The sequence below is a fragment of the Enterobacter vonholyi genome (assembly GCF_008364555.1).
Taxonomy (GTDB): Bacteria; Pseudomonadota; Gammaproteobacteria; order Enterobacterales; family Enterobacteriaceae; genus Enterobacter; species Enterobacter vonholyi.
In genome coordinates, this window is sequence record NZ_VTUC01000006.1 from 797,561 (window position 1) to 820,459 (window position 22,899).

A 22,899-nucleotide genomic window follows, 5' to 3' on the forward strand; every position below is an offset into this window, starting at 1 on the left:
GGAGCTTCGCCGTGTTTTACGTAATTTACTCTGAAGATGTTGCTGATTCGCTCGAAAAACGCCAGTCTGTGCGCCCTGCGCATCTGGCACGTTTGCAGCTGCTCCAGGATGAAGGCCGATTACTGACCGCTGGCCCCATGCCCGCAGTCGACAGCAACGATCCGGGTGCTGCCGGTTTTGCCGGCTCCACGGTTATTGCTGAATTTGAATCCCAGGAAGCCGCTCAGGCCTGGGCTGACGCAGACCCGTACGTTGCAGCGGGTGTGTATGCAAAAGTGACGGTGAGACCGTATAAAAAAGTGTTCTGATACCGAAGCGGCTCCGAAAGGAGCCTTTTTTATGGTGGCGATTACGCGTCACTGTACCGGGTAAACTGCTGTTCTGTAATCAGGCTCCCCCACTGCTCGCCTTCCCACTCCTTTACCATCGTAAACCCAAACGACTCGTACAGACGCCGGGCGGCGGTCAGCTTATTGAATGTCCAGAGGTGCACAGCAGAAAAACCGGCCCTGTCGCAGAACCGCATCGCTTCATTCAGCAGTTTTTTACCCACGCCGTGTCCCCGACAGCCATCATCAAGAATAAACCAGCGAAGATGGGCCTCACCCGGAGCCAAATCCTCGCCATCGATCGCCACCGAGCCGACAATTTTGTCGTTGAGTACTGCCAGCCAAATCTGGTTACAGGGCTTCTCCAGTCTTTCACTGAACTCGGCCAGCCCTGAAGCCACTTTGGCCTCGAAGAAGCGACCAAAGTTATGCTCCCGCGAATAATAGCTGCCATGCATCTCCGCAATACGGCCAATCATGCCGGGGATGTACCCCTGCACTATCTTCAACTCGTCGGGCTGCATATCGTTACCCCCCTCACGGCATGCCAGCAGCGCGTTGGCATAAAGGGAGAGCCCTTCAGAAATGGTCTGCTGCTGGGCAGGGGCAAGACGCTTTATTGCTGTGACCACGCGCTCGTTGCTGAAGGCATTAATTTTGCTGACCGTCTCGTGACCTTTCGCGGTCAGCCTGAGGCTCTTTGCTCTCGCATCCTCAGTAGAAATGACCTCCTCAAGTTCGCCCGCGGCAATCAGGCGAGCCAGCATCCGGCTGACGCTGGACTTTTCCAGGCCCAGCAGTTGCACCAGCTGACTCGCCGTCATCTCCTTACGTAGAGCAATTTCGACCAGACTATGGACGGCCGAAGGCGAGTAATTCGTTGAGGCCAGGGTAGACCCCATAAAACCTAACTCTCGCACCATAAGGCGCGAGGAACGTCGAATAACACTGACTACCGGGGTTTCGCTGTGCATGTTATGTCCTCACCATTTAGTTGCACTATACAACTAAATGGTGAGGGATTGTCAAACAGAATAAAAAAGGCTCCCGCAGGAGCCTTTCAAACCATCAATGCAGCGACGCTAACCTCGCCGCAAACCCGACAAACAGCAGCCCTATTAGCCCGTTCCCCAGCTTTGCCAGTTTCTTTTTTGTTTTCAGATAACGTGTGACAAACGCACCGGAGAAGATCAGGAAGCTCATGTACATAAAGCTTATCAACTCCAGCGTCGTCGCAAGGATCAGGAAAGAAGTGCCGGTACTCTTCGCATTCACGTCAATGAACTGAACGAAGAACGATACGTAGAACAGAATCGCTTTGGGGTTGGTCAGGCTTAACACCAGGGAACGTTTCATGATCATACTGGCAGGTTCGGGGCCGCTCTCATGCGCGTTTTTTTGACGGTTTACCACCGACCAGAGCATTTTGCCCCCCAGCCAGAGCAGATAGAAAGCCCCGAGATAGCGCACGATATTAAACAGTACCGGCGTGGTCTGGATTAATGCCGCGACGCCCGCCCATGCGAGAAACATCAGCACCGCATCGCCAATAAATACGCCCGTAGCGGCGAGATACCCTTTTTTAACACCGTGACCGATCCCGGTTTTTAGCACGAACAGGGTATTCGGTCCTGGCACCAGAACGATAAAAAATGCGCCAACAACATACGTCCAGAAATTCAGTACGCCAAACTCCGCAAACACTTCTCCCTCCTTTTGCTAAACACAACAGGAACAACGCTGCAAATACGCTATCCCCAAAAAATCAGACGCTATAAAATCAGCGGGCACCAGTTACGGTGCCCTCATGTTTCTCAGATATCCTGGACTGCGAACAGCAACGCATTGCGGTGCCGCGTCAATCCACATTTTCTGATGGCGTGAATACGCATATTGCGGCGGGATTGTGCTTCCAGCCAACGAGCCTTGCGACGACTCACCTGTCGCAACATGCGCCAGCGCCCTACTTCTGTTCTACTGCGCTTCATGTCTACAACTCTTAAACTAACTGAGCCGCCATTATAAACCCAACCCGGCAGCAAACCAGCGCTTTTACCTGGCGTTTTTATTTGCCAGATGAATCCTGATGCGTACACTCATAACAATACGCTTTCAAAAGGATTTTTTTACCTATGACAACCTTCTACACCGTGGTGAGTTGGCTGGTCATTCTGGGATACTGGCTGTTAATCGCGGGTGTGACATTACGCATCCTGATGAAGCGCAGAGCCGTACCCTCTGCCATGGCCTGGCTTCTGATCATTTACATCCTCCCGCTGGTGGGAATTATTGCCTATCTCTCTTTTGGTGAGCTTCATCTTGGTAAACGCCGTGCCGAGCGCGCCCGTGCCATGTGGCCCTCCACCGCGAAGTGGCTGAACGATCTTAAAGCCTGCAAACATATTTTTGCCGAGGAGAACAGCAGCGTCGCCTCCTCACTGTTTAAGCTGTGCGAGCGCCGCCAGGGGATTGGCGGCGTTAAGGGCAATCAACTGCAGCTGCTGACCTCGTCTGACGACGTCATGCAGGCGTTAATCCGCGATATTCAGCTGGCTCGTCATAATATCGAGATGGTTTTTTATATCTGGCAGCCCGGCGGGATGGCTGACCAGGTCGCTGAGTCGCTGATGGCCGCCGCGCGGCGCGGCATTCATTGCCGCCTGATGCTTGACTCCGCGGGTAGCGTGGCATTTTTCCGTAGCCCCTGGGCGGGCATGATGCGTAATGCCGGGATCGAAGTGGTTGAAGCGCTGAAGGTGAATCTCCTGCGCGTGTTTCTGCGCCGGATGGATCTCCGCCAGCATCGCAAAATGATCATGATCGATAACTATATTGCCTACACCGGCAGCATGAACATGGTCGACCCGCGCTTCTTCAAACAGGACTCAGGAGTAGGTCAATGGGTTGATTTGATGGCGCGAATGGAGGGGCCGATTGCCACCTCGATGGGCATCGTTTATTCCTGCGACTGGGAGATTGAAACCGGCAAGCGTATCCTGCCGCCGCCGCCGGACGGCAATATTATGCCGTTTGAGGAGGCCAGCGGTCATACCATTCATACCATTGCTTCCGGGCCGGGCTTTCCGGAGGACTTGATCCATCAGGCGCTGCTGACGGCAACCTACTCGGCGCGTGAATATCTGATCATGACGACGCCCTACTTTGTCCCCAGCGACGACCTCCTGCACGCGATCTGTACAGCCGCGCAGCGCGGTGTCGATGTGAGCATCATTTTGCCGCGCAAAAATGACTCTCTCCTGGTTGGCTGGGCCAGCCGGGCATTCTTTAGCGAACTGCTGGCCGCCGGGGTGAAAATTTACCAGTTTGAAGGCGGATTGCTCCACACCAAGAGCGTGCTCGTCGACGGTGAGCTGAGCCTGGTGGGCACGGTCAACCTGGATATGCGCAGCCTGTGGCTCAACTTTGAAATCACGCTGGTCATTGATGATGCCGGCTTTGGTGGCGATCTCGCGGCGGTGCAGGATGATTATATCTCCCGCTCGCGTCTGCTGGATGCCAGACTGTGGGTAAAACGTCCGCTGTGGCAGAGAATTGCCGAACGACTGTTTTACTTCTTTAGTCCGTTGCTGTAAAACGTGCCCAACGATGTTAAACAGGTAGTCATCATGGAAATGGATCTGAACAATCGCCTGACCGAAGACGAAACGCTCGAGCAGGCCTATGACATTTTTCTCGAACTGGCGGTTGATAACCTCGATCCCGCAGACGTGATCCTTTTTAATCTGCAGTTCGAAGAGCGCGGCGGTGCCGAGCTGTTTGACCCTTCAGAAGACTGGGCTGAGCATGTGGATTTCGACCTGAACCCTGACTTTTTTGCCGAAGTGGTAATTGGGCTGGCAGATGAAGACGGTGGTGAAATTAACGATATTTTCGCTCGCGTCCTGCTGTGTCGAGAGAAAGACCATAAGCTGTGCCATATACTCTGGCGCGAATAATAAAAAAGGCTGCGATTGCAGCCTTTTTTATTTACTCCGGCAACGCACTTCCGCAGCGGTTACAAAACCGCGCGTCATGATCATGTTCACCCTGCTGGCAATGAGGACACTTGCGCTGCTGCTTGCGGCTCTGAAACGCGCTGCTCATGTGTGTGGTAATAAGTCCAGTCGGAATGGCAATCACCGAATAGCCAATCAAAATCAGCACTGACGCCACAATGCGGCCCAGCGGCGTGTGGGGAGTAATATCACCATAACCCACGGTCGTGACGGTCACAATCGCCCAGTAGACGGAGGCATTGAGCGTCGTAAAGCCATATTTGGGACCTTCTATTAAATACATCAGCGCGCCGAAAACAATCATGACGATGGCAATAAACGAGTAGAACAGAATGAGCTGATGCCGTGCGCTGACGATTGCACTCCAGAACACGCGCAATGAGGGCATAAAACGAAGTAATTTCAGAATACGTAATACGCGAATAACGCGCATCGCTCGCCAGGCAAAGACATAGCTCAGGCTGATTTCCGGCCACAGCCACATGACGTAGAGCGGCAGAATGGTGGCTAAATCAATAAATCCCCAGAAGCTGAAAACATATCGGGCCGGGTTGGGCCAGGCTATTACCCGGAGGAGATATTCAGCGGTAAAAACCAGGGTAATCGCCAGCTCAAGCCAGACAAAGATGTGCCATTCGTCAAACGTCAGGTGATATTGCGTCCCGGCACCCGATTCAATAAAGATGACGACCACGCTGAGAAGCGCAAATAAACCGCAAAGACCTTCGAAGCGACGTCCGGATACCGTTTCAGGATCGAATAAAAAATGATAAAGCCGCCGACGGGCTGACGTTAATAAACGCGACACAGTAACCTCGCAAAAAATAAGGGCTGACATCATGTCAGCCCTTGCGATTATAACGGGTCTACTTTCAGGCAGGAAACCGCATGTCGGAAACTGCCTTCCAGAACTGGACGCGTTTTCGCACATTCCGGCCCGGCCATTGGGCAGCGCGTGCGGAAGACGCAGCCCGACGGTGGGTTAATCGGTGAGGGCAATTCACCTTCCAGCAGCTGGATGGTCTTATTCTTTTCCAGATCCGGATCGGGGATTGGCACAGCGGACATCAGCGCTTTGGTGTAAGGGTGCAGCGGATTGTGGTACACCTCGTCATAGGTACCCAGCTCCACGGCGTGACCCAAATACATCACCAGCACGCGGTCTGAAATGTGTTTCACTACGGCCAGGTCATGCGCGATGAAGATCAGCGACAGCCCCATTTCACGCTGCAGCTTCTGCAGCAGGTTAACCACCTGTGCCTGAATGGACACGTCCAGCGCGGAAACCGGCTCGTCGCAGATAATCAGCTTCGGTTCGAGGATCAGCGCACGGGCGATACCAATACGCTGGCACTGGCCGCCGGAGAATTCGTGCGGGTAGCGGTTGATGAGGTTAGGCAACAGGCCGACTTTCATCATCATCGCCTTAACGCGATCGCGCACTTCCTGACGAGACATCTTCGGATGATAGGTCCGCAGCGGCTCGGCAATAATCTCGCCGATGGTCATACGCGGGTTAAGGGATGCCAGAGGATCCTGGAAAATCATCTGGATATCGCTGCGCACCTCGCGCCACTCGTCGGGTTTCATGCCCAGCAGATCTTTACCCAGCCAGGCAACTTTGCCGTCGGTCGCTTTTACCAGACCGATAATGGCGCGCGCAAAGGTCGATTTACCGCAGCCGGACTCTCCGACCACGCCCAGGGTTTCCCCTTCGTACAGGCGCAGCGTAACGCCATCCACCGCTTTCAGGGTCTTCGACGGCTGCCAGAACCACTGTTTTCCGTCTTTAATGTCGAAATGCACCTTAAGGTCAGCAATTTCGAGCAGCACGTTGCGTTTTTCATCTAATGCGTTCATACCAGCTCCTCCTGCGGCTTAAAGCAGGCGCGCAGACGGCCTGGTGCAAACTCTTCCAGCGGCGGAGCGCTGTTGCAGATTTCCATCGCGTGCGGGCAGCGCGGCTGGAACGGACAGCCTTTCGGCAGGCGCAGCAGGTTTGGCGGGTTGCCAGGAATGGTGAGCAGGGATTCCCCTTCCGCATCAAGACGCGGCACCGCGTTCAGCAGGCCAATGGAGTACGGGTGAGCTGGCTGATAGAAGACATCGCGCGCTTTGCCATATTCCATCGTTCGCCCGGCGTACATCACCAGCACTTTGTCACATATGCCCGCCACCACGCCCAGGTCGTGGGTAATCATGATAATCGCCGTGTTGAACTCACGCTTCAGCTCGTTCAACAGGGTCATGATTTGCGCCTGAACGGTAACGTCCAGCGCGGTAGTAGGTTCGTCGGCAATCAGCAGCTTAGGCCGGCAGAGCAGCGCCATCGCAATCATCACGCGCTGACGCATACCGCCAGAGAACTCGTGCGGGAACATGCGCATGCGCTTGCGTGCCTCCGGCATTTTCACCGCATCGAGCATTTTGACCGACTCTTCAAAGGCTTCGGCTTTGCCCAGACCTTTGTGCAGCATCAGGACTTCCATCAGCTGCTCACCAACGCGCATGTACGGGTTCAGCGAAGTCATCGGATCCTGGAAAATCATCGAGATCTGTTCGGCGCGCAGCTTGTTCAGCTCTTGCTCCGGCAGGTTGAGGATTTCACGACCGTTGAATTTCGCGGAGCCCCCAATCACACCGTTTGCTGCCAACAGGCCCATTAAAGCAAAGGCGGTCTGAGATTTCCCGGATCCGGATTCACCGACGATGCCGAGCGTTTCACCCGCGCGCAGGTTAAAGTTGAGATCGTTCACGGCGGTCACATCCCCGTCAGGGGTCTTAAAGGTGACGCGAAGATCTTTTACGTCCAGCAGAAGGTCGCTCCGCTGCTGCGCCTGTGGCGCGGTTGCCGTTTCAATAATTGTCATGACGGCGCTCCTTAACGGTCTTTAGGGTCGAGGGCATCACGCAGGCCATCGCCGATAAAGTTAAAACAAAACAGGGTAACGACCAGGAAACCCGCCGGATAAAGCAGCAGCCACGGTGACACTTCCATTGAGTTTGCGCCATCGCTGAGCAGCGCGCCCCAGCTGCTCAGCGGCTCTTGTGTACCGAGCCCCAGGAAACTCAGGAAAGATTCAAACAGGATCATGCTTGGCACCAGGAGTGAGGCATAGACCACCACCACGCCCAGCACGTTAGGAACGATATGGCGAACCACGATATTCCCTGTAGAGACACCGCCTACCTGCGCCGCTTCGATAAACTCTTTGCGTTTGAGACTCAGCGTCTGGCCGCGAACAATACGCGCCATATCCAGCCATGACACCATCCCGATGGCCACGAAGATCAGCAGGATATTCTGACCAAAGAAGGTCACCAGCAGGATGACGAAGAACATAAACGGGAAGGAGTTCAGGATTTCAAGCAGACGCATCATCACCGAGTCCACTTTGCCGCCAAGGTAGCCGGACAGAGAGCCATAGAGCGTCCCCACGATCACCGCCACCAGAGCGGCAGCAATACCGACCATAAGAGAGATACGACCACCGATAGCGACACGCACCAGCAGATCGCGTCCTGAGGAGTCCGTGCCAAAATAGTGGCCAGACTCCATATCCGGCGCGCTGGACATCATGCCCCAGTCGGTGTCGAAATAGGTAAATTGCGACAGCATCGGCGCCAGGGTCACAAACAGCGCGATGATCACCAGAACCACCAGACTCGCAACCGCCGCGCGGTTGTGCATAAAGCGACGGCGCGCGTCCTGCCAGAGGCTACGACCTTCCACTTCCAGTTTTTCACTGAAGTTTTCCAGCGCCTCGCTGTTTTTCTTACTCAACATCATGGCGTGCTCCAGTTAGTAACGGATTTTCGGGTCGATGACGGCGTACAGGACATCAACGATAGCGTTAAAGAGAATGGTCAGCGCACCGACGAGAATAGTCAGGCTCAGTACCAGCGAATAGTCGCGGTTAAGCGCGCCGTTAACAAACAGCTGGCCGATGCCCGGCAGGCCGTAAATTGTTTCGATAACCATCGAGCCGGTAATGATCCCGACGAATGCCGGTCCCATGTAGGAGAGCACGGGCAACAGTGCCGGCTTAAGCGCGTGGCGGAAGATAATCCGACGCATCGGCAGCCCTTTAGCACGCGCGGTACGAATGAAGTTCGAGTGCAGCACTTCGATCATTGAACCACGGGTGATACGCGCGATACTGGCGATGTACGCCAGAGATAATGCCACCATCGGCAAAATCATGAACTTCAATGCCCCGCCGTTCCAGCCGCCGCCAGGCAGCCACTTCAGCGTAATGGCAAATATCATCACCAGTAATGGCGCAACAACGAAGCTGGGTATGACTACCCCGGTCATCGCCACCCCCATTACGGCATAATCCCATTTGGTATTTTGTCTGAGCGCGGCGATAACGCCTGCGGTGACCCCGAAAACGATCGCCAGAATGAATGCCGCAGCACCCAATTTCGCCGAAACCGGGAAGCTGGAGGCCACCAGGTCGTTAACGGAATAGTCTTTATATTTAAATGACGGTCCAAAATCACCGTGGGCCAGCTGCTTCAGGTAATTGAAGTACTGGGTAGAGATAGGATCGTTTAAGTGGTATTTCGCTTCGATATTCGCCATGACTTCTGGCGGCAGCGTACGCTCACCGGTAAATGGACTTCCCGGCGCGAGGCGCATCATGAAGAAGGAAATCGTGATAAGAATAAATAGCGTTGGAATCGCTTCAAGACAGCGACGTAGGATAAATTTCAACATTGCCCGTACCTTCTGGCGTGTGCCTATATAGTGTGACGTTGGTTAGACACCGTGGGGCGAGCGAGCCCGCCCCACTCATTGCCATTAATGCTTGATAATATACAAGTTTTTAACGTAGATATTATCCATCGGGTCTTTACCGGTATACCCACCTACCCACGGTTTCACCAGACGGGCGTTAACGTAGTAGTAAACCGGAACGATCGCGGAATCTTTATCCAGCTGCTGCTCGGCTTTAGAGTACAGTTCTGTACGTTGTGCTTCGTCAGTGGCTTTCAGCGTGTCGCCAATCAGCTTGTCGAATGCCGGGCTCTTATAGTGCGCGGTATTGTTTGAGCTGTCACTCAGCATGGTGTTCAGGAAGGAGGTCGGTTCGTTATAGTCCGCACACCAGCCAGCACGCGCCACGTCAAAGGTACCCTGATGACGGCTGTCGAGGAAGGTCTTCCACTCCTGGTTCTCCAGCTTCACGTTCGCGCCCAGGTTCTTTTTCCAGATCGAGGCGACGGCGATAGCCAGTTTTTTGTGCAGATCGGAGGTGTTGTACAAGAGGCTGAAGGTTAGCGGCTTATCTGCGGTGTAGCCCGCTTCGGCCAGCAGTTTCTTCGCTTCTGCGTTACGCTGTTCCTGAGTCTGTTTGAACCAGTCTGGCTCGGTCAGTTTTGCGCCATCGGTGTATGGAGGGGTATAGCTGTACGCAGGCAGATCGCCCTGGTTTTTCACTTTGTTCACGATGATATCGCGATCCAGTGCCAGCTTCAGCGCGGTACGAACACGTACGTCGGTAAACGGTGCTTTCTGGTTGTTGATTTCATAGTAATAGGTGCACAGGTACGGATCGACGTGAACTTCTTTAGGGATCTCTTTCTTCAGTTTCTGGAACAGTTCAATCGGCATGTTGTTATAGGTCATGTCGATTTCACCGCTGCGGTAGCGGTTAACGTCAGTCACTTCGGACGAAATTGGCAGGTAGGTCACCTGATTAATAACGGTTTTAGCGTTGTCCCAGTATTGCGGGTTACGCTCAAGCACCATACGCTCGTTGACCACCCAGTCTTTCAGCTTATAGGCACCGTTGGTCACGATATTGGCAGGCTGGGTCCATTTCTCACCAAATTTTTCCACGGCAGATTTTGGTACCGGGGAGACGGACGGGTGAACCAGCAGCTTATAGAAGTACGGAACAGGTTCGCTCAACGTCACTTCGAAGGTATTGGCATCGATCGCTTTAACGCCCAGATCGGTGATTGGTTTTTTGCCCGCGATGATGTCATCAATATTGGCGATGTGGCCATATTGAAGGTAGCTCGCATACGGAGAGGCGGTAGTAGGATTCGCCAGACGCTGCCAGCTATAAACGAAATCTTCAGCCGTGACCGGCGTACCGTCGGACCATTTCGCATCCTTACGCAGATGGAAGGTCCAGACTTTGAAATCTTTGTTTTCCCATTTTTCTGCGACACCCGGTGCCGGGTGGCCGTCTACGTCTGTCACCAGCAGGCCTTCGAACAGGTCGCGGTTAACGTTAGACTCAGGAACACCTTCAATTTTGTGCGGGTCAAGAGACTGAACTTCCGCACCGTTGTTACGCACCAGCGTCTGTTTCTCAGCCAGTTGAACACCTGCAGGAACGTCCGCAGCCATTGCAGCGTTGCCCGCGATTAGCGCAGTTAAAATCCCCGCCGCTACCAGATTTTTTTTTGTGATGATGGACATTGTGTTGGTACTCCACTCATTATAATGACTGGCCTTCGCCAGCTGTGTAATCCCCTGTTGGGGCCTGTACAGCGCAGGAGTTTTTTTTGCTGCTGTCAGGTTCTTCTTTTACTGCTTGCTATCACCGACTTTTTTATTACTGACCGCTCGTATGGCCGTCTTGCGTCGATTCTTTACAGGCCTCCCCTGTTTGAGGCCTGGGCTTGGATATCTGAGATGAGAACCATATGAAAATAATTCTCATCTGCTTGTTTTATGCTGCAAAATATTAGGCCGGAAAGTATCAAATGGCGTAAACGTGCGCCAATACATTTTGCAAATTTGTTAAGCAATTCTCTTTTACGGTGAGTACCGTATCGTTGAGGGCAGCCTTGCCGGACATTGAACATCACAAGAAAAACATGACATTCAATAGGATAGAGAAAATTTTCTCTACAAGCGCGTCGCTGCGCTATTATCGAGTGATTTTGTACAAAAATTTAACAACTGGTTATTATTTAGCACATTCATCTAGGGGAATGTTGAAATTACTAATATCATTTCGGTTATCTCTCAGCAAGCCCCAGAGTATCATGTGAGTAAAATAACAGAGCGATCGAAGATTTTCTGTGCAGGCGGGTTTTAGGGGGATTAATAACTTGTTGAAATACAAGCAATGAACATTATTAGTAGAATTTATTATGATATGTGAGCATTTCAACTTTAGTTATAGGATTTACTGATAATGACGTAAAAAAACGGAGCTGTTGCTCCGTTCTTTCATACGAAATATCAGTGCAGCAAACCGGGGAAAATGCTTTTAATTCCCGTCACGATAAATTCAATCCCTAACGCCATCAACAGCAGGCCCATGATACGCGTTATGACGTTAATTCCCGTCTGCCCCAACAGGCGTACAAGCCAGGGCGCCATGCGGAACACTCCCCAACAACAGAGCGCAAAAATGGCAATTGCGACGGAAAAACCGATCAGGTGCATCAGGCTATGGTAACGCGTCCCCCAGACAATGGTTGAACTGATGGCACCAGGACCGGCCATGAGCGGTAAGGCCAGTGGCACCACGCCAATACTTTCGCGGATGGCAGTTTCTGACTTCTCCTGCTTGTTCTGCTTATCCTCGCCGAGCTTACCGCTGATCATGGACATAGCGATGGTTACCACCAGGATCCCACCCGCAATACGGAAAGAATCGATTGAAATCCCGAACAGTTGAAGAATCGTGTCTCCAAGAAAAAGGGAGGTCAGCAATATGATAGCGACCGACAGGTTAGCGGTAAGGTTGGTCTTGTTCCTGGCCGCCGCCGTCTGGTAACTCGTCATACTAATGAAGACAGGAATGATCCCCACCGGGTTGACCAGGGCAAACAAACCAATAAAAAATTTAAAATACGTTGGAAAATCAAAGAGCGTTTGGATCACGTTTTGCTCCGCTTATACACATGCCCGGGACCGACAATTTGTCGTGAGAAATCGCGCTGAAGATACCCTTTTTATCAGCATACTTCACTTGAAATCTGTACCAAAACGTTATCATTTCAGGATGTTAAACATATGTATAATCAATGATAGCGTTGCTTCCAATACTTACTTAATTATTTAACACTGGAAAAATCTCAAAGAAATAACCCTGCTGAAAGGTATCAGCTTGGGGAAAAATTGACACAGATCATGATTTCAGTACTCAGAAGTGAGTAATCTTGGTTACACCCCCAGGGAGGTCACCTGACAAAAAGGGATGATGCTAAGGTAAGGCTCTTTTAGTAAATTAGTGTGCTGACGCAGAAAGTAACTCTTTGTTTTACTTTGTGTTACGCAAGTCGTATCGGCTCTGTCTATACTGTGTGACGTATCGAGCGCTGGTTTACTAAAAGAGTTTAAACATTATCAGGAGAGCATTATGGCTGTTACTAATATCGCTGAACTGAACGCCCTCGTCGAGCGCGTTAAAAAAGCCCAGCGTGAATATGCCAATTTCACCCAAGAACAGGTTGATAAAATCTTCCGCGCGGCCGCACTGGCTGCTGCAGATGCTCGAATCCCTCTCGCTAAAATGGCCGTTGCCGAATCCGGCATGGGTATCGTGGAAGATAAAGTGATTAAAAACCACTTCGCTTCCGAGTATATCTACAACGCCTATAAAGATGAGAAAACCTGTGGCGTGCTGTCTGAAGACGACACCTTCGGTACCATCACTATCGCTGAACCTATCGGCATTATCTGCGGTATTGTTCCGACCACTAACCCAACGTCTACAGCTATCTTCAAATCACTGATTAGCCTGAAGACCCGTAACGCAATCATCTTCTCTCCACATCCACGTGCGAAAGACGCGACTAACAAAGCTGCGGATATCGTCCTGCAGGCGGCGATCGCAGCTGGTGCACCAAAAGATCTGATTGGCTGGATCGACCAACCTTCCGTTGAGCTCTCCAATGCGCTGATGCATCACCCGGACATTAACCTGATTCTGGCGACCGGTGGTCCTGGCATGGTTAAAGCCGCATACAGCTCCGGTAAACCAGCCATCGGTGTTGGCGCCGGTAACACCCCTGTTGTTATCGACGAAACCGCTGACATCAAACGAGCCGTTGCGTCTGTACTGATGTCTAAAACCTTCGATAACGGCGTTATCTGTGCATCTGAACAGTCTGTTGTTGTCGTAGACTCTGTTTACGACGCAGTTCGTGAACGTTTCGCCAGCCACGGCGGCTACCTGCTGCAGGGCAAAGAGCTGAAAGCAGTTCAGGACATTATCCTGAAAAATGGCGCGCTGAACGCCGCTATCGTGGGTCAGCCAGCGTACAAAATCGCTGAACTTGCAGGCTTTACCGTCCCGGCTACAACCAAAATCCTGATCGGTGAAGTGAAAGTTGTCGACGAGAGCGAGCCGTTTGCACACGAAAAACTGTCTCCTACGCTTGCCATGTACCGTGCGAAAGATTTCGAAGACGCGGTAGAGAAAGCTGAGAAGCTGGTTGCCATGGGCGGTATCGGTCACACGTCTTGCCTGTACACCGACCAGGATAACCAGCCAGAACGCGTCGCTCACTTCGGTCAGATGATGAAAACTGCGCGTATCCTGATCAACACCCCTGCTTCCCAGGGTGGTATCGGTGACCTTTACAACTTCAAACTCGCACCTTCCCTGACTCTGGGTTGTGGTTCCTGGGGTGGTAACTCCATCTCTGAAAACGTTGGTCCAAAACACCTGATCAACAAGAAAACCGTTGCTAAGCGAGCTGAAAACATGTTGTGGCACAAACTTCCGAAATCTATCTACTTCCGCCGTGGCTCACTGCCAATCGCGCTGGATGAAGTGATTACTGATGGCCACAAACGTGCGCTCATCGTGACTGACCGTTTCCTGTTCAACAACGGCTACGCTGACCAGATTACCTCTGTGCTGAAAGCGGCTGGCGTTGAAACTGAAGTGTTCTTTGAAGTTGAAGCTGACCCTACCCTGAGCGTTGTACGTAAAGGTGCTGAGCTGGCTAATTCCTTCAAACCAGATGTGATTATCGCACTGGGCGGTGGTTCCCCAATGGATGCCGCGAAAATCATGTGGGTCATGTACGAGCACCCTGAAACCCACTTCGAAGAACTGGCGCTGCGCTTTATGGATATCCGTAAACGTATCTACAAGTTCCCGAAAATGGGCGTAAAAGCCAAAATGATCGCGGTAACCACTACTTCCGGTACCGGTTCAGAAGTTACACCATTTGCGGTAGTAACAGACGATGCGACAGGTCAGAAATACCCACTGGCTGACTACGCGCTGACCCCAGACATGGCTATCGTTGATGCAAACCTGGTAATGGAAATGCCTAAGTCACTGTGTGCGTTCGGTGGTCTGGATGCGGTAACTCACGCCCTGGAAGCCTACGTTTCTGTACTGGCATCTGAGTTCTCTGACGGTCAGGCTCTGCAGGCTCTGAAACTGCTGAAAGAAAACCTGCCAGCGTCCTACAATGAAGGGTCTAAAAACCCGGTAGCACGTGAACGCGTTCACAGTGCAGCAACCATCGCAGGTATCGCGTTTGCCAACGCCTTCCTGGGTGTTTGCCACTCAATGGCGCACAAACTGGGCTCACAGTTCCACATTCCTCACGGTCTGGCGAACGCCCTGTTGATCAGCAACGTTATCCGTTATAACGCTAACGACAATCCAACTAAACAGACTGCTTTCAGCCAGTACGACCGTCCACAAGCACGTCGTCGCTATGCTGAAATCGCTGACCACCTTGGCCTGAGCGCACCGGGCGACCGTACTGCTGCGAAGATTGAGAAACTGCTGGCATGGCTGGAAAGCCTGAAAGCTGAGCTGGGTATTCCTAAATCTATCCGTGAAGCAGGCGTTCAGGAAGCTGACTTCCTCGCTCATGTAGATAAGCTGTCTGAAGATGCCTTCGATGACCAGTGTACTGGTGCTAACCCGCGCTACCCACTGATCTCCGAGCTGAAACAGATTCTGCTGGATACCTACTATGGTCGTGAGTTCAAAGAAGGTGATGTTGCCGCTGTGAAAACAGAAGTTCCTGTCATCAAAGCTGACAAGAAAGCGAAGAAAAGCGCTTAATTGACAGCAGCAGATGAAAAACCCGCCTTAATGGCGGGTTTTTTTATGTCTGAATAACAAGACTGACATTATTTTCTGTTGTCGTGCTGAATCGCCGTCAGCGAGCCTACAGACAACGCTTCTTTATAATGCTTACGGCAGACCGAAACATAGCGTTCATTACCGCCTATCACCACCTGCTCACCATCTGCATAAGGTTTACCAGCCTGGTCAAGACGAAGCACCATACTGGCTTTACGACCGCAGAAGCAGATTGTTTTCAATTCAACAAGTTTATCCGACCAGGCGAGTAAGTACTGGCTCCCGGCAAAGAGCTCACCGCGAAAATCCGTGCGCAGACCGTAACAAAGAACGGGGATATCAAGCTCATCGACCACTTCTGACAGGGCATATACCTGTTCACGCGTCAGAAACTGGCTCTCATCGACCAGGACACAGTGAATCGGCTGTGCAGCATGTTCTGCATGAATGTCTTCAAACAGATCGGTTTTCGGGTTAAAAAGCCTCGCAGGCGACGAGAGTCCTATTCTTGAGCTCACCTTCCCTGCACCAAAGCGATCGTCAATTTCAGCCGTATAAACAACGGTACGCATCCCGCGCTCCTGGTAATTGTACGAGGATTGCAGCAACGCGGTGGATTTCCCGGCATTCATTGCCGAATAGTAGAAATAAAGTTGTGCCATTGGCCGTAAAACCCTAATCAATGTGTAATATTCCCGATGAGTCATTGTACCATATTTTGTCTGGTCATCAGCGATGTAGCACACAGGGGAAGCGTTTCAGCGAGGAGTTTACAACCTTCTTTTTATGAAAATAGCCCGTTAAAACATGTAGTAAACACCCTCTCCTCGGCCAATATGTTATATGTTCAGCAAAACATAACACTGCTTTTTATAGTGGAATCCCCGTTCATTAAAATTCACTATTTATTAACTATTTCAGTCTTAACATCACGGAGGGGAACTAATACAAAAGGCTGATATTTCTCCGCCGCAACTATAATTCCTGCGGGAAATGTCACAAAAAAAAGACACAATCGACCGGGTTAAGCAGCTTCCGGTGATAACAACCGAGACTGCTGGGCGGTGAAATTTAAGTTAGCGTAATTAATAATAGCGCCATTATTTAGTATTTTTTGAATTCCTTACATTCCTGGCTATTGCACAACTGAATTTATGGCTCTATTATTAGGTCAACAAACCACCCCCCATTATAAGTTTGAGATTACTACAATGAGCGAAGCACTTAAAATTCTGAACAACATCCGTACTCTTCGTGCGCAGGCAAGAGAATGCACCCTCGAAACGCTTGAAGAAATGCTGGAAAAATTAGAAGTTGTAGTTAATGAACGTCGCGAAGAAGAAAGCGCTGCAGCGGCTGAAATCGAAGAGCGTACTCGTAAACTGCAGCAATATCGTGAAATGCTGATTGCTGATGGTATCGATCCAAATGAATTGCTGAACAGCATGGCTGCCGCTAAAACCGGTACTAAAGCCAAGCGTGCGGCACGTCCTGCTAAATATAGCTACGTTGACGAGAACGGCGAAACTAAAACCTGGACTGGCCAGGGTCGTACTCCTGCTGTAATCAAGAAAGCGATGGATGAGCAGGGTAAACAGCTGGACGACTTCCTGATCAAGGATTAATCGAGCCATATTCAGAAAAATCCCGCATATTGCGGGATTTTTTTTTAACCTAAATTTGTCGCATACATCCTCTTACACTCTGTCATAAAGCATTATTTAGCAATTTCATCGACTGTACTTTCAGACAGGTTTTTGGGAGTGTTATGGGCATAAAAAAACCGGTGGGCAATGCCTCACCGGTTTCGAACATTTACAACCGTGGCTTATTTCTTAATACCTACGCTCTCTTTGAGCCAGGTTTTAAATTCTTCACCAAGGGTATTGTGGCGGATACCATATTCAACAAACGCCTGCATATAACCGAGCTTATTACCGCAGTCATGGCTCTTACCTTTCATATGGTAGGCCTCAACGGTCTCTTTCTCGATCAGCATATCGATGGCATCCGTCAGCTGGATCTCATCACCCGCTCCTGGAGGCGTTTTAGCCAGCAGAGGCCAGATTTCAGCACTCAGGACATAGCGACCTACAACGGCAAGGTTTGAAGGCGCTACGTCGGCTTTAGGCTTCTCTACGACACCAACCATTGGCACACTTTCGCCCGGCTCAAGGTTAACGCCTTTGCAGTCAACCACACCGTATGCCGTTACGTCTTCAACAGGCTCAACCATAATCTGGCTACTGCCGGTTTCGTCGAAACGTTTGATCATTTCAGCCAGGTTATCCTGAGAAAGATCGGATTCGTATTCGTCCAGAATTACGTCAGGCAGAATTACCGCTACAGGCTCATCACCTACAACAGGATGCGCGCACATAACAGCGTGGCCCAGACCTTTAGCCAGGCCCTGACGAACCTGCATAATGGTGACGTGTGGAGGGCAAATAGATTGAACTTCTTCTAAGAGCTGACGCTTAACACGCTTTTCCAGCATGGCTTCAAGTTCAAAGCTTGTATCGAAATGGTTTTCGATAGAGTTTTTAGATGAATGCGTAACCAGCACAATTTCAGTGATGCCGGCTGCGATACATTCATTAACGACATACTGGATTAATGGCTTATCAACCAGAGGCAGCATCTCTTTAGGAATCGCCTTAGTTGCTGGTAACATCCTGGTCCCCAATCCCGCTACCGGGATAACGGCCTTTCTGACTTTCGAATTTAGGGCAGCCATTCAAATTCTCCTGAGCTGTTCAAGTTTTGAACTTTTATGCAATAAATAACGCGTTGAGTATATCAGCCTCGCCCCGCAGTCCGGGTCTGAAAAGAACGCGTTGCCGATCAATTAGGACAAATACGCATGAATCTGGGCAGCGATAGTAGCACTCCCCGTAAAACACAGGTAAAGCAATCTTAAAATTAAGATCCAATTGCTTATTCCGTGGACAACATTAAGCGTAGCCGTCCCCCGGCGCCCCAAATTTGGCACTGCCAGGAGGAACAGCGGTGGCTAATTTGATTAAGATATGCCGTTCCCAATGTCCCAAGCGGCACGCCATTACTCACCTGAATATGATGTTCACCGGTATTCAGTGAAGCGTTGAGACCTGCTGAGACGAGGATCAGATTTTTTAAACCGCTGTGGTAATAGCCGACCAGCAGCGGGAACTGTCCAGGTAAATTGGCCTGACGAAAAAGCTGGTTTACTTGTTTGAGTAAACTGCCTAACTCCGGTAGCCGTTGTCCCTGATGCGATAACTGTTCCTGCAACAAACCATTAAATAGAGCGCGAAGAAGTAACGCGGCTAATACACCGTTATCCCCTGCCCGGGTGACATCCAGAGAATAAAACGCAAGGTCGGTATCAGATAAAGGTGCGATATCCAGCACCAGTCCGGGCTGGTCAGCAGCTACCAGCTGGCGATAATTTACGCGACAGTGTGAAATAGTTTGCTGCACGGGCGGCTGGAGCTCTTGCAATAGTTTCGCCGCAGCAGGCGGATTACTCACCAGGGCATCCCAGTCCTGGAAAAGACGCTCCTCTTCCTCTACTCGGGAATTAAACATATTGGGATAAAGGCACGCCAGGACCGTTTCACGCAGCCGGTTCAGATCCTTGACCGGTTTAAGCAGAATATCCTGGACGCCAAGACGTAATGCTTTGGCAATATCCGCCATATTCTCTGTGGCAGAGATCACCAGAATCGGCGTCTGGTTACCTTCGTTACGCAGATGTTCAACCAGCTTCAGTCCATTCATGCGCGGCATCGCTATGTCGCAAATCATCAAATCGGGCGTAATGCCGATCATTTTTTCCAGGGCATCGATGCCATCTTCAGCCAGTGACGTCATTGCGCCCAGCGAGGATAACCACGAATCCAGTAGCGATCGGAAAACGGGCTCGTCTTCAACAATCAAAATGTGTTTTCCGGCCAATGGCTGCGTCATGGTTCCTCCCCTGGCTGACAGTAACTAAATAGTGGCATGCGATCGGCACTATCGCCTGTCAGATTTTGCTGAAGTAGTCAAAAAAAGGTGCTTAACGTGCGGTCTGCACAAAAGGCAACAATTCGTCTATTTTCTTTTCGACGGCTAACGAGCCCGCTGCGATGGCGGCCTCAGCCCGATGGAAATCAAGAGTAGAGATTTGCGGACAGTACGGCTGAATAAGGATATCCGGAGGGTCGCCTGCCATACGGTTACGTTTAAGGCGATTCTCGAGTACCTGTATTGACGTGGTCATGATTTCTATCGCCGTCGGCGCGGTAACCGAGCGTCGCGCGGCCATACGCCCGATTCTGCCGCGCAGGCGCTCGTGCCAGGCCAGTTTCTCGTCCTCGGCATCTTCGCTCTGCAGATTGACCGGCATGAGGTCCTGTTGCATCAGGTGGGCATCGTGCTGCAGATCGACGGCAATCACGATATCCGCCCCCATTGCACGGGTCAGAGAAATGGGAACCGGGTTAACGACGCCACCATCGACAAGCCAGTAACCGTTGTGTGGGACAGGCGCCATGAGCCCCGGCATACTGCAGGAGGCGCGCACGGCAAGATGGATATCCCCTTCGGTTAGCCAAAGTTCGCGTCCTGTACTGAGGTTCGTCGCGACGGCGCCGAAAGGCATCTGACAATCAGTGAAGTCTTCGAGAGGCATAACCTGGCGGAACTGGTTAAAAACGCGTTCGCCGCGCAACAGTCCACCACGCTGCCAGGAGAGGTCCATCAGACGCAGCACGTCCCAGTAGCTGAAGGAACGCACCCAAGTCTCGAGTTCCGTAAGCTTTCCGCACGCGTAAGCGGATCCGACAAGCGATCCGATTGAACATCCTGCGACAATATCTACGGCAATGCCCATCTTGTTTAAGGCATTAATCACGCCGATGTGTGACCATCCCCGGGCTGCACCTGAGCCCAGCGCCAGTCCAATTTTAACCTTTCTCATTAGCCCTGTTTTACTTCCCCTGGATTCCTGACATAGCGTCAACGCAACAGCTCAGTTAACATAGTGCTACCCGAAGCGTTTTACGCCTTTATTTTTTGTTCCAGGAAGAGAATCGTGTCTCAACTCTGCCCTTGTGGTAGCGCTCTGGAGTATAGCCTATGTTGCCAGCGATATCTGTCTGGCGATCAGGTTGCACCAGACCCGTCACACCTCATGCGTTCACGTTACACTGCTTTTGTGATCAAAGACGCAGACTACCTGATTAAAACCTGGCATCCCTTCTGCCACGCTGCCGAATTCAGAAAGGACATCGAAGCCGGCTTCGCGAACACGCAGTGGCTCGGCCTCACCGTCTATGAATCCTCTCCAGGCAGTCATGTTGATGAAGGTTACGTCAGCTTTGTAGCCCGTTTTAACGAGAATAATAAACCGGGGGCCATTATCGAACGTTCCCGGTTCTTAAAGGAAAGCGGGCAGTGGTATTATATTGACGGAACGCGCCCACAGTTTGGTCGTAACGATCCCTGCCCGTGTGGTTCAGGTAAAAAATTTAAAAAGTGTTGCGGGCAGTAATGCCTGACAACCCAGACTTCGCAAATACAAACAGGATTTCCCGGCGATGCAATCATTACAACGTAAAGTTCTGCGCACCATCTGTCCCGATCAAAAAGGGCTGATCGCACGAATTACCAACATTTGCTATAAACATGAACTGAATATCGTGCAGAACAACGAGTTCGTTGACCACCGTACCGGCCGCTTCTTTATGCGTACCGAACTGGAAGGTATTTTCAACGACACCACTCTGCTGGCCGATCTGGACAGCGCGCTTCCGGAGGGTTCCGTGCGCGAACTGACCCCAGCCGGTCGACGCCGCATCGTGATCCTGGTGACCAAAGAAGCACACTGTCTTGGCGACCTGCTGATGAAAGCAAACTACGGCGGTCTGGACGTCGAAATTGCTGCCGTTATTGGCAACCACGAGACGCTGCGCACGCTGGTCGAACGCTTTGATATTCCGTTCGAGCTGGTCAGCCACGAAGGCCATACGCGTGAAGAACACGACGATTTGATGGCCCAGGCCATTGAAGCGCATAACCCGGACTACGTGGTGCTGGCGAAATACATGCGCGTGTTAACGCCATCTTTCGTGGCGCGTTTCCCGAACAAGATCATCAACATTCACCACTCGTTCCTGCCGGCCTTTATTGGTGCGCGTCCATACCACCAGGCGTACGAGCGTGGCGTTAAGATTATTGGCGCGACAGCCCACTACGTGAATGACAACCTGGACGAAGGTCCCATCATCATGCAGGACGTGATTCATGTGGATCACACTTACACCGCTGAGGACATGATGCGTGCAGGGCGTGACGTTGAGAAGAATGTGTTAAGCCGCGCGCTGTATCAGGTGCTGGCCCAGCGTGTCTTCGTTTACGGCAACAGAACCATCATTCTTTAATCTTTCGGAAAATGAATTGATTAGCTTTGCGCCTTTACGGATAAAAAGCAGGCAAACAGCTTCATTTCCCTAAAGGAATGCTTTACAGGGGCGTCTCATTTGATATGATGCGCCCCGCTTCCAGCAGGAAGCAGGCCAGTAAAAAAGCATTACCCCGTGGTGGGGTTCCCGAGCGGCCAAAGGGAGCAGACTGTAAATCTGCCGTCATCGACTTCGAAGGTTCGAATCCTTCCCCCACCACCATCTCTCAGCACGACCTCAAAAATTGAATTACCCCTGGTGGGGTTCCCGAGCGGCCAAAGGGAGCAGACTGTAAATCTGCCGTCATCGACTTCGAAGGTTCGAATCCTTCCCCCACCACCATCACTTCAAAATGACTCTGAATCTCCTTTTTGCACCAGGCATCATGCCTTTCCGTAAAGGGGAAGGATGAGAAGCTTCGACTAAGATTCGATTCGAGCGCAGCGAGAAAGCGTTGCCGCAGGCAACGACCCGAAGGGCGAGGCGCAACGCGCCGAGTAATCCTTCCCCCACCACCATCACTTTCCCGAATAATCCAAAAAATCAATTTAAAACTAAACCGAATCCGTCGTTGCAGGCCAGGTAAGGCACAGCCGCCCCCCGGCAACAGATGGTTACATCGGTGGCAAACGACGCATGACCGGTGAACTTTTCACAATCGACGTATTACACTGGGCATGTTCCGCCAGCCCATCCAGCAGCGCATCAAGCTGTTCGATTGATCGCACCACCAGCCTGATGACAAAGCAGTCCACCCCGGTCACCTTGTCGCTCTCAATACACTCCGGCATCGCCTGAATATACTTATCCACCTTATGCAACAACCCCGGCAAAGGCCGCACGCGCACCAGCGCCTGCAGCGTATACCCCAGCGCCGCCAGGTTCACCCGAGCACCATAACCCTGAATCACACCGCGCTCTTCCAGCCTTTTAAGACGTTCTGCCGTGCTGGGAGACGTCAGACCGATGCGGCCGCTGAGCACCTTCAACGACATGCGCGCATCCTCAACCAGGCAGGCTAAAATTTGTCGGTCTATATCATCAAGAAGGTAATCCATCGCTTTCACCTAATTTTAAAAAGCCATTACTG

The 22,899-nt window shown here is 51.5% G+C and carries 22 protein-coding genes, 2 tRNA genes and 1 other RNA gene; 10 read left to right on the forward strand and 15 right to left on the reverse strand.

The features are described 5' to 3' along the window. Nucleotides 1–11 precede the first annotated feature (11 nt). Complete coding sequence (locus F0319_RS12545; RefSeq protein WP_023327637.1) at nt 12–308, forward strand: YciI family protein; 297 nt, start codon at nt 12–14, stop codon at nt 306–308. Nucleotides 309–349: 41 nt separating this feature from the next. On the opposite strand, the gene F0319_RS12550 is transcribed toward F0319_RS12545, so the two are convergent. The 3 genes from F0319_RS12550 to F0319_RS12560 form a co-directional block, all read right to left on the reverse strand. After that, nucleotides 350–1,303 carry a bifunctional helix-turn-helix transcriptional regulator/GNAT family N-acetyltransferase gene (locus F0319_RS12550; protein ID WP_149367098.1) on the reverse strand — a complete coding sequence of 318 codons (954 nt, stop codon included), beginning with the start codon at nt 1,301–1,303 and terminating at the stop codon, nt 350–352. A gap of 94 nt (nt 1,304–1,397) precedes the next feature. Beyond that, a complete protein-coding gene (gene leuE, locus F0319_RS12555) occupies nt 1,398–2,033 on the reverse strand; it encodes a leucine efflux protein LeuE (protein WP_045404924.1) in 636 nt (211 codons plus the stop codon). A gap of 110 nt (nt 2,034–2,143) precedes the next feature. Then, entirely contained in the window at nt 2,144–2,317 is a 174-nt protein-coding gene (locus F0319_RS12560; RefSeq protein WP_086379783.1) for a YciY family protein, read from the reverse strand. A 144-nt stretch (nt 2,318–2,461) separates the two neighbouring features. Between F0319_RS12560 and cls the strand changes: the two genes are divergently transcribed. Both cls and F0319_RS12570 read left to right on the forward strand, forming a co-directional pair. Beyond that, nucleotides 2,462–3,922, forward strand: a complete 1,461-nt coding sequence (gene cls, locus F0319_RS12565; protein ID WP_008502791.1) for a cardiolipin synthase — start codon at nt 2,462–2,464, stop codon at nt 3,920–3,922. 33 nt (nt 3,923–3,955) lie between these two features. Beyond that, nucleotides 3,956–4,285 (forward strand): HI1450 family dsDNA-mimic protein, encoded by a 330-nt coding sequence (locus F0319_RS12570; RefSeq protein WP_006810881.1) that lies wholly within the window; start codon nt 3,956–3,958, stop codon nt 4,283–4,285. 31 nt (nt 4,286–4,316) lie between these two features. On the opposite strand, the gene F0319_RS12575 is transcribed toward F0319_RS12570, so the two are convergent. The 7 genes from F0319_RS12575 to F0319_RS12605 all read right to left on the reverse strand — a co-directional run bounded on the left by F0319_RS12575 (nt 4,317) and on the right by F0319_RS12605 (nt 12,203). Next, nucleotides 4,317–5,186, reverse strand: a complete 870-nt coding sequence (locus tag F0319_RS12575) for an ion transporter (protein ID WP_188035101.1) — start codon at nt 5,184–5,186, stop codon at nt 4,317–4,319. Nucleotides 5,187–5,200: 14 nt separating this feature from the next. After that, a complete protein-coding gene (oppF, locus tag F0319_RS12580; RefSeq protein ID WP_045404928.1) occupies nt 5,201–6,205 on the reverse strand; it encodes a murein tripeptide/oligopeptide ABC transporter ATP-binding protein OppF in 1,005 nt (334 codons plus the stop codon). Continuing rightward, a complete protein-coding gene (gene oppD, locus F0319_RS12585) occupies nt 6,202–7,215 on the reverse strand; it encodes an ABC transporter ATP-binding protein (RefSeq protein WP_008502788.1) in 1,014 nt (337 codons plus the stop codon). The genes oppF and oppD overlap by 4 nt, the downstream gene beginning before the upstream one ends. 11 nt (nt 7,216–7,226) lie before the next feature. After that, nucleotides 7,227–8,135: an oligopeptide ABC transporter permease OppC gene (gene oppC / locus F0319_RS12590; protein WP_008502787.1), complete on the reverse strand. Its 909-nt coding sequence runs from the start codon at nt 8,133–8,135 to the stop codon at nt 7,227–7,229. A gap of 12 nt (nt 8,136–8,147) precedes the next feature. Then, the gene (gene oppB / locus F0319_RS12595) at nt 8,148–9,068 is read right to left on the reverse strand and encodes an oligopeptide ABC transporter permease OppB (protein ID WP_008502786.1); all 921 of its coding nucleotides are present in this window, start codon (nt 9,066–9,068) and stop codon (nt 8,148–8,150) included. Between the two features lie 84 nt (nt 9,069–9,152). Beyond that, nucleotides 9,153–10,784 carry an oligopeptide ABC transporter substrate-binding protein OppA gene (gene oppA / locus F0319_RS12600; RefSeq protein ID WP_111965934.1) on the reverse strand — a complete coding sequence of 544 codons (1,632 nt, stop codon included), beginning with the start codon at nt 10,782–10,784 and terminating at the stop codon, nt 9,153–9,155. Nucleotides 10,785–11,555: 771 nt separating this feature from the next. Further along, nucleotides 11,556–12,203 (reverse strand): YchE family NAAT transporter, encoded by a 648-nt coding sequence (locus tag F0319_RS12605; RefSeq protein WP_008502784.1) that lies wholly within the window; start codon nt 12,201–12,203, stop codon nt 11,556–11,558. 478 nt (nt 12,204–12,681) lie between these two features. Here F0319_RS12605 and adhE point away from each other — a divergent pair, with 478 nt between their 5' ends. Then, nucleotides 12,682–15,360, forward strand: a complete 2,679-nt coding sequence (gene adhE, locus F0319_RS12610; protein WP_059446810.1) for a bifunctional acetaldehyde-CoA/alcohol dehydrogenase — start codon at nt 12,682–12,684, stop codon at nt 15,358–15,360. Between the two features lie 68 nt (nt 15,361–15,428). On the opposite strand, the gene tdk is transcribed toward adhE, so the two are convergent. Next, a complete protein-coding gene (tdk, locus tag F0319_RS12615) occupies nt 15,429–16,043 on the reverse strand; it encodes a thymidine kinase (protein ID WP_111965933.1) in 615 nt (204 codons plus the stop codon). Between the two features lie 549 nt (nt 16,044–16,592). Here tdk and hns point away from each other — a divergent pair. Continuing rightward, nucleotides 16,593–17,006, forward strand: a complete 414-nt coding sequence (gene hns / locus F0319_RS12620; RefSeq protein WP_008502781.1) for a histone-like nucleoid-structuring protein H-NS — start codon at nt 16,593–16,595, stop codon at nt 17,004–17,006. 203 nt (nt 17,007–17,209) lie between these two features. On the opposite strand, the gene galU is transcribed toward hns, so the two are convergent. The 3 genes from galU to rssA form a co-directional block, all read right to left on the reverse strand. Beyond that, entirely contained in the window at nt 17,210–18,118 is a 909-nt protein-coding gene (gene galU / locus F0319_RS12625; RefSeq protein WP_008502780.1) for a UTP--glucose-1-phosphate uridylyltransferase GalU, read from the reverse strand. 200 nt (nt 18,119–18,318) lie between these two features. Beyond that, complete coding sequence (rssB, locus tag F0319_RS12630; protein WP_127731313.1) at nt 18,319–19,332, reverse strand: two-component system response regulator RssB; 1,014 nt, start codon at nt 19,330–19,332, stop codon at nt 18,319–18,321. A 91-nt stretch (nt 19,333–19,423) separates the two neighbouring features. Beyond that, nucleotides 19,424–20,326: a patatin-like phospholipase RssA gene (rssA, locus tag F0319_RS12635; protein ID WP_149367100.1), complete on the reverse strand. Its 903-nt coding sequence runs from the start codon at nt 20,324–20,326 to the stop codon at nt 19,424–19,426. Nucleotides 20,327–20,440: 114 nt separating this feature from the next. On the opposite strand from rssA, the gene F0319_RS12640 reads away from it, so the two are divergent. The 5 genes from F0319_RS12640 (at nt 20,441) to F0319_RS12660 (ending at nt 22,327) form a co-directional block, all read left to right on the forward strand. Beyond that, nucleotides 20,441–20,899 carry a YchJ family protein gene (locus F0319_RS12640; protein ID WP_149367101.1) on the forward strand — a complete coding sequence of 153 codons (459 nt, stop codon included), beginning with the start codon at nt 20,441–20,443 and terminating at the stop codon, nt 20,897–20,899. A gap of 46 nt (nt 20,900–20,945) precedes the next feature. Then, nucleotides 20,946–21,788 carry a formyltetrahydrofolate deformylase gene (purU, locus tag F0319_RS12645; RefSeq protein ID WP_023312104.1) on the forward strand — a complete coding sequence of 281 codons (843 nt, stop codon included), beginning with the start codon at nt 20,946–20,948 and terminating at the stop codon, nt 21,786–21,788. Nucleotides 21,789–21,946: 158 nt separating this feature from the next. Further along, nucleotides 21,947–22,031 (forward strand) — tRNA-Tyr (locus tag F0319_RS12650). A gap of 35 nt (nt 22,032–22,066) precedes the next feature. Further along, a tRNA-Tyr gene (locus F0319_RS12655) sits at nt 22,067–22,151 on the forward strand. Between the two features lie 45 nt (nt 22,152–22,196). After that, a non-coding RNA gene (locus F0319_RS12660) (RtT sRNA) lies at nt 22,197–22,327 on the forward strand. 96 nt (nt 22,328–22,423) lie between these two features. Here F0319_RS12660 and F0319_RS12665 read toward each other — a convergent pair. After that, nucleotides 22,424–22,867, reverse strand: a complete 444-nt coding sequence (locus tag F0319_RS12665; RefSeq protein ID WP_149367102.1) for an Lrp/AsnC family transcriptional regulator — start codon at nt 22,865–22,867, stop codon at nt 22,424–22,426. Nucleotides 22,868–22,899 lie beyond the last annotated feature (32 nt).

What these genes read in the sequence shown, in the direction of transcription:
- galU (WP_008502780.1), bottom strand. Translation starts at nt 18,118, where the DNA reads ATGGCTGCCCTAAATTCGAAAGTCAGAAAGGCCGTTATCCCGGTAGCG.
- oppD (WP_008502788.1), bottom strand. Translation starts at nt 7,215, where the DNA reads ATGACAATTATTGAAACGGCAACCGCGCCACAGGCGCAGCAGCGGAGC.
- oppB (WP_008502786.1), bottom strand. Translation starts at nt 9,068, where the DNA reads ATGTTGAAATTTATCCTACGTCGCTGTCTTGAAGCGATTCCAACGCTA.
- F0319_RS12570 (WP_006810881.1), top strand. Translation starts at nt 3,956, where the DNA reads ATGGAAATGGATCTGAACAATCGCCTGACCGAAGACGAAACGCTCGAG.
- F0319_RS12665 (WP_149367102.1), bottom strand. Translation starts at nt 22,867, where the DNA reads ATGGATTACCTTCTTGATGATATAGACCGACAAATTTTAGCCTGCCTG.
- rssA (WP_149367100.1), bottom strand. Translation starts at nt 20,326, where the DNA reads ATGAGAAAGGTTAAAATTGGACTGGCGCTGGGCTCAGGTGCAGCCCGG.
- cls (WP_008502791.1), top strand. Translation starts at nt 2,462, where the DNA reads ATGACAACCTTCTACACCGTGGTGAGTTGGCTGGTCATTCTGGGATAC.
- rssB (WP_127731313.1), bottom strand. Translation starts at nt 19,332, where the DNA reads ATGACGCAGCCATTGGCCGGAAAACACATTTTGATTGTTGAAGACGAG.
- F0319_RS12560 (WP_086379783.1), bottom strand. Translation starts at nt 2,317, where the DNA reads ATGAAGCGCAGTAGAACAGAAGTAGGGCGCTGGCGCATGTTGCGACAG.
- F0319_RS12550 (WP_149367098.1), bottom strand. Translation starts at nt 1,303, where the DNA reads ATGCACAGCGAAACCCCGGTAGTCAGTGTTATTCGACGTTCCTCGCGC.
- purU (WP_023312104.1), top strand. Translation starts at nt 20,946, where the DNA reads ATGCAATCATTACAACGTAAAGTTCTGCGCACCATCTGTCCCGATCAA.
- oppA (WP_111965934.1), bottom strand. Translation starts at nt 10,784, where the DNA reads ATGTCCATCATCACAAAAAAAAATCTGGTAGCGGCGGGGATTTTAACT.
- oppC (WP_008502787.1), bottom strand. Translation starts at nt 8,135, where the DNA reads ATGATGTTGAGTAAGAAAAACAGCGAGGCGCTGGAAAACTTCAGTGAA.
- oppF (WP_045404928.1), bottom strand. Translation starts at nt 6,205, where the DNA reads ATGAACGCATTAGATGAAAAACGCAACGTGCTGCTCGAAATTGCTGAC.
- F0319_RS12575 (WP_188035101.1), bottom strand. Translation starts at nt 5,186, where the DNA reads ATGATGTCAGCCCTTATTTTTTGCGAGGTTACTGTGTCGCGTTTATTA.
- adhE (WP_059446810.1), top strand. Translation starts at nt 12,682, where the DNA reads ATGGCTGTTACTAATATCGCTGAACTGAACGCCCTCGTCGAGCGCGTT.
- tdk (WP_111965933.1), bottom strand. Translation starts at nt 16,043, where the DNA reads ATGGCACAACTTTATTTCTACTATTCGGCAATGAATGCCGGGAAATCC.
- hns (WP_008502781.1), top strand. Translation starts at nt 16,593, where the DNA reads ATGAGCGAAGCACTTAAAATTCTGAACAACATCCGTACTCTTCGTGCG.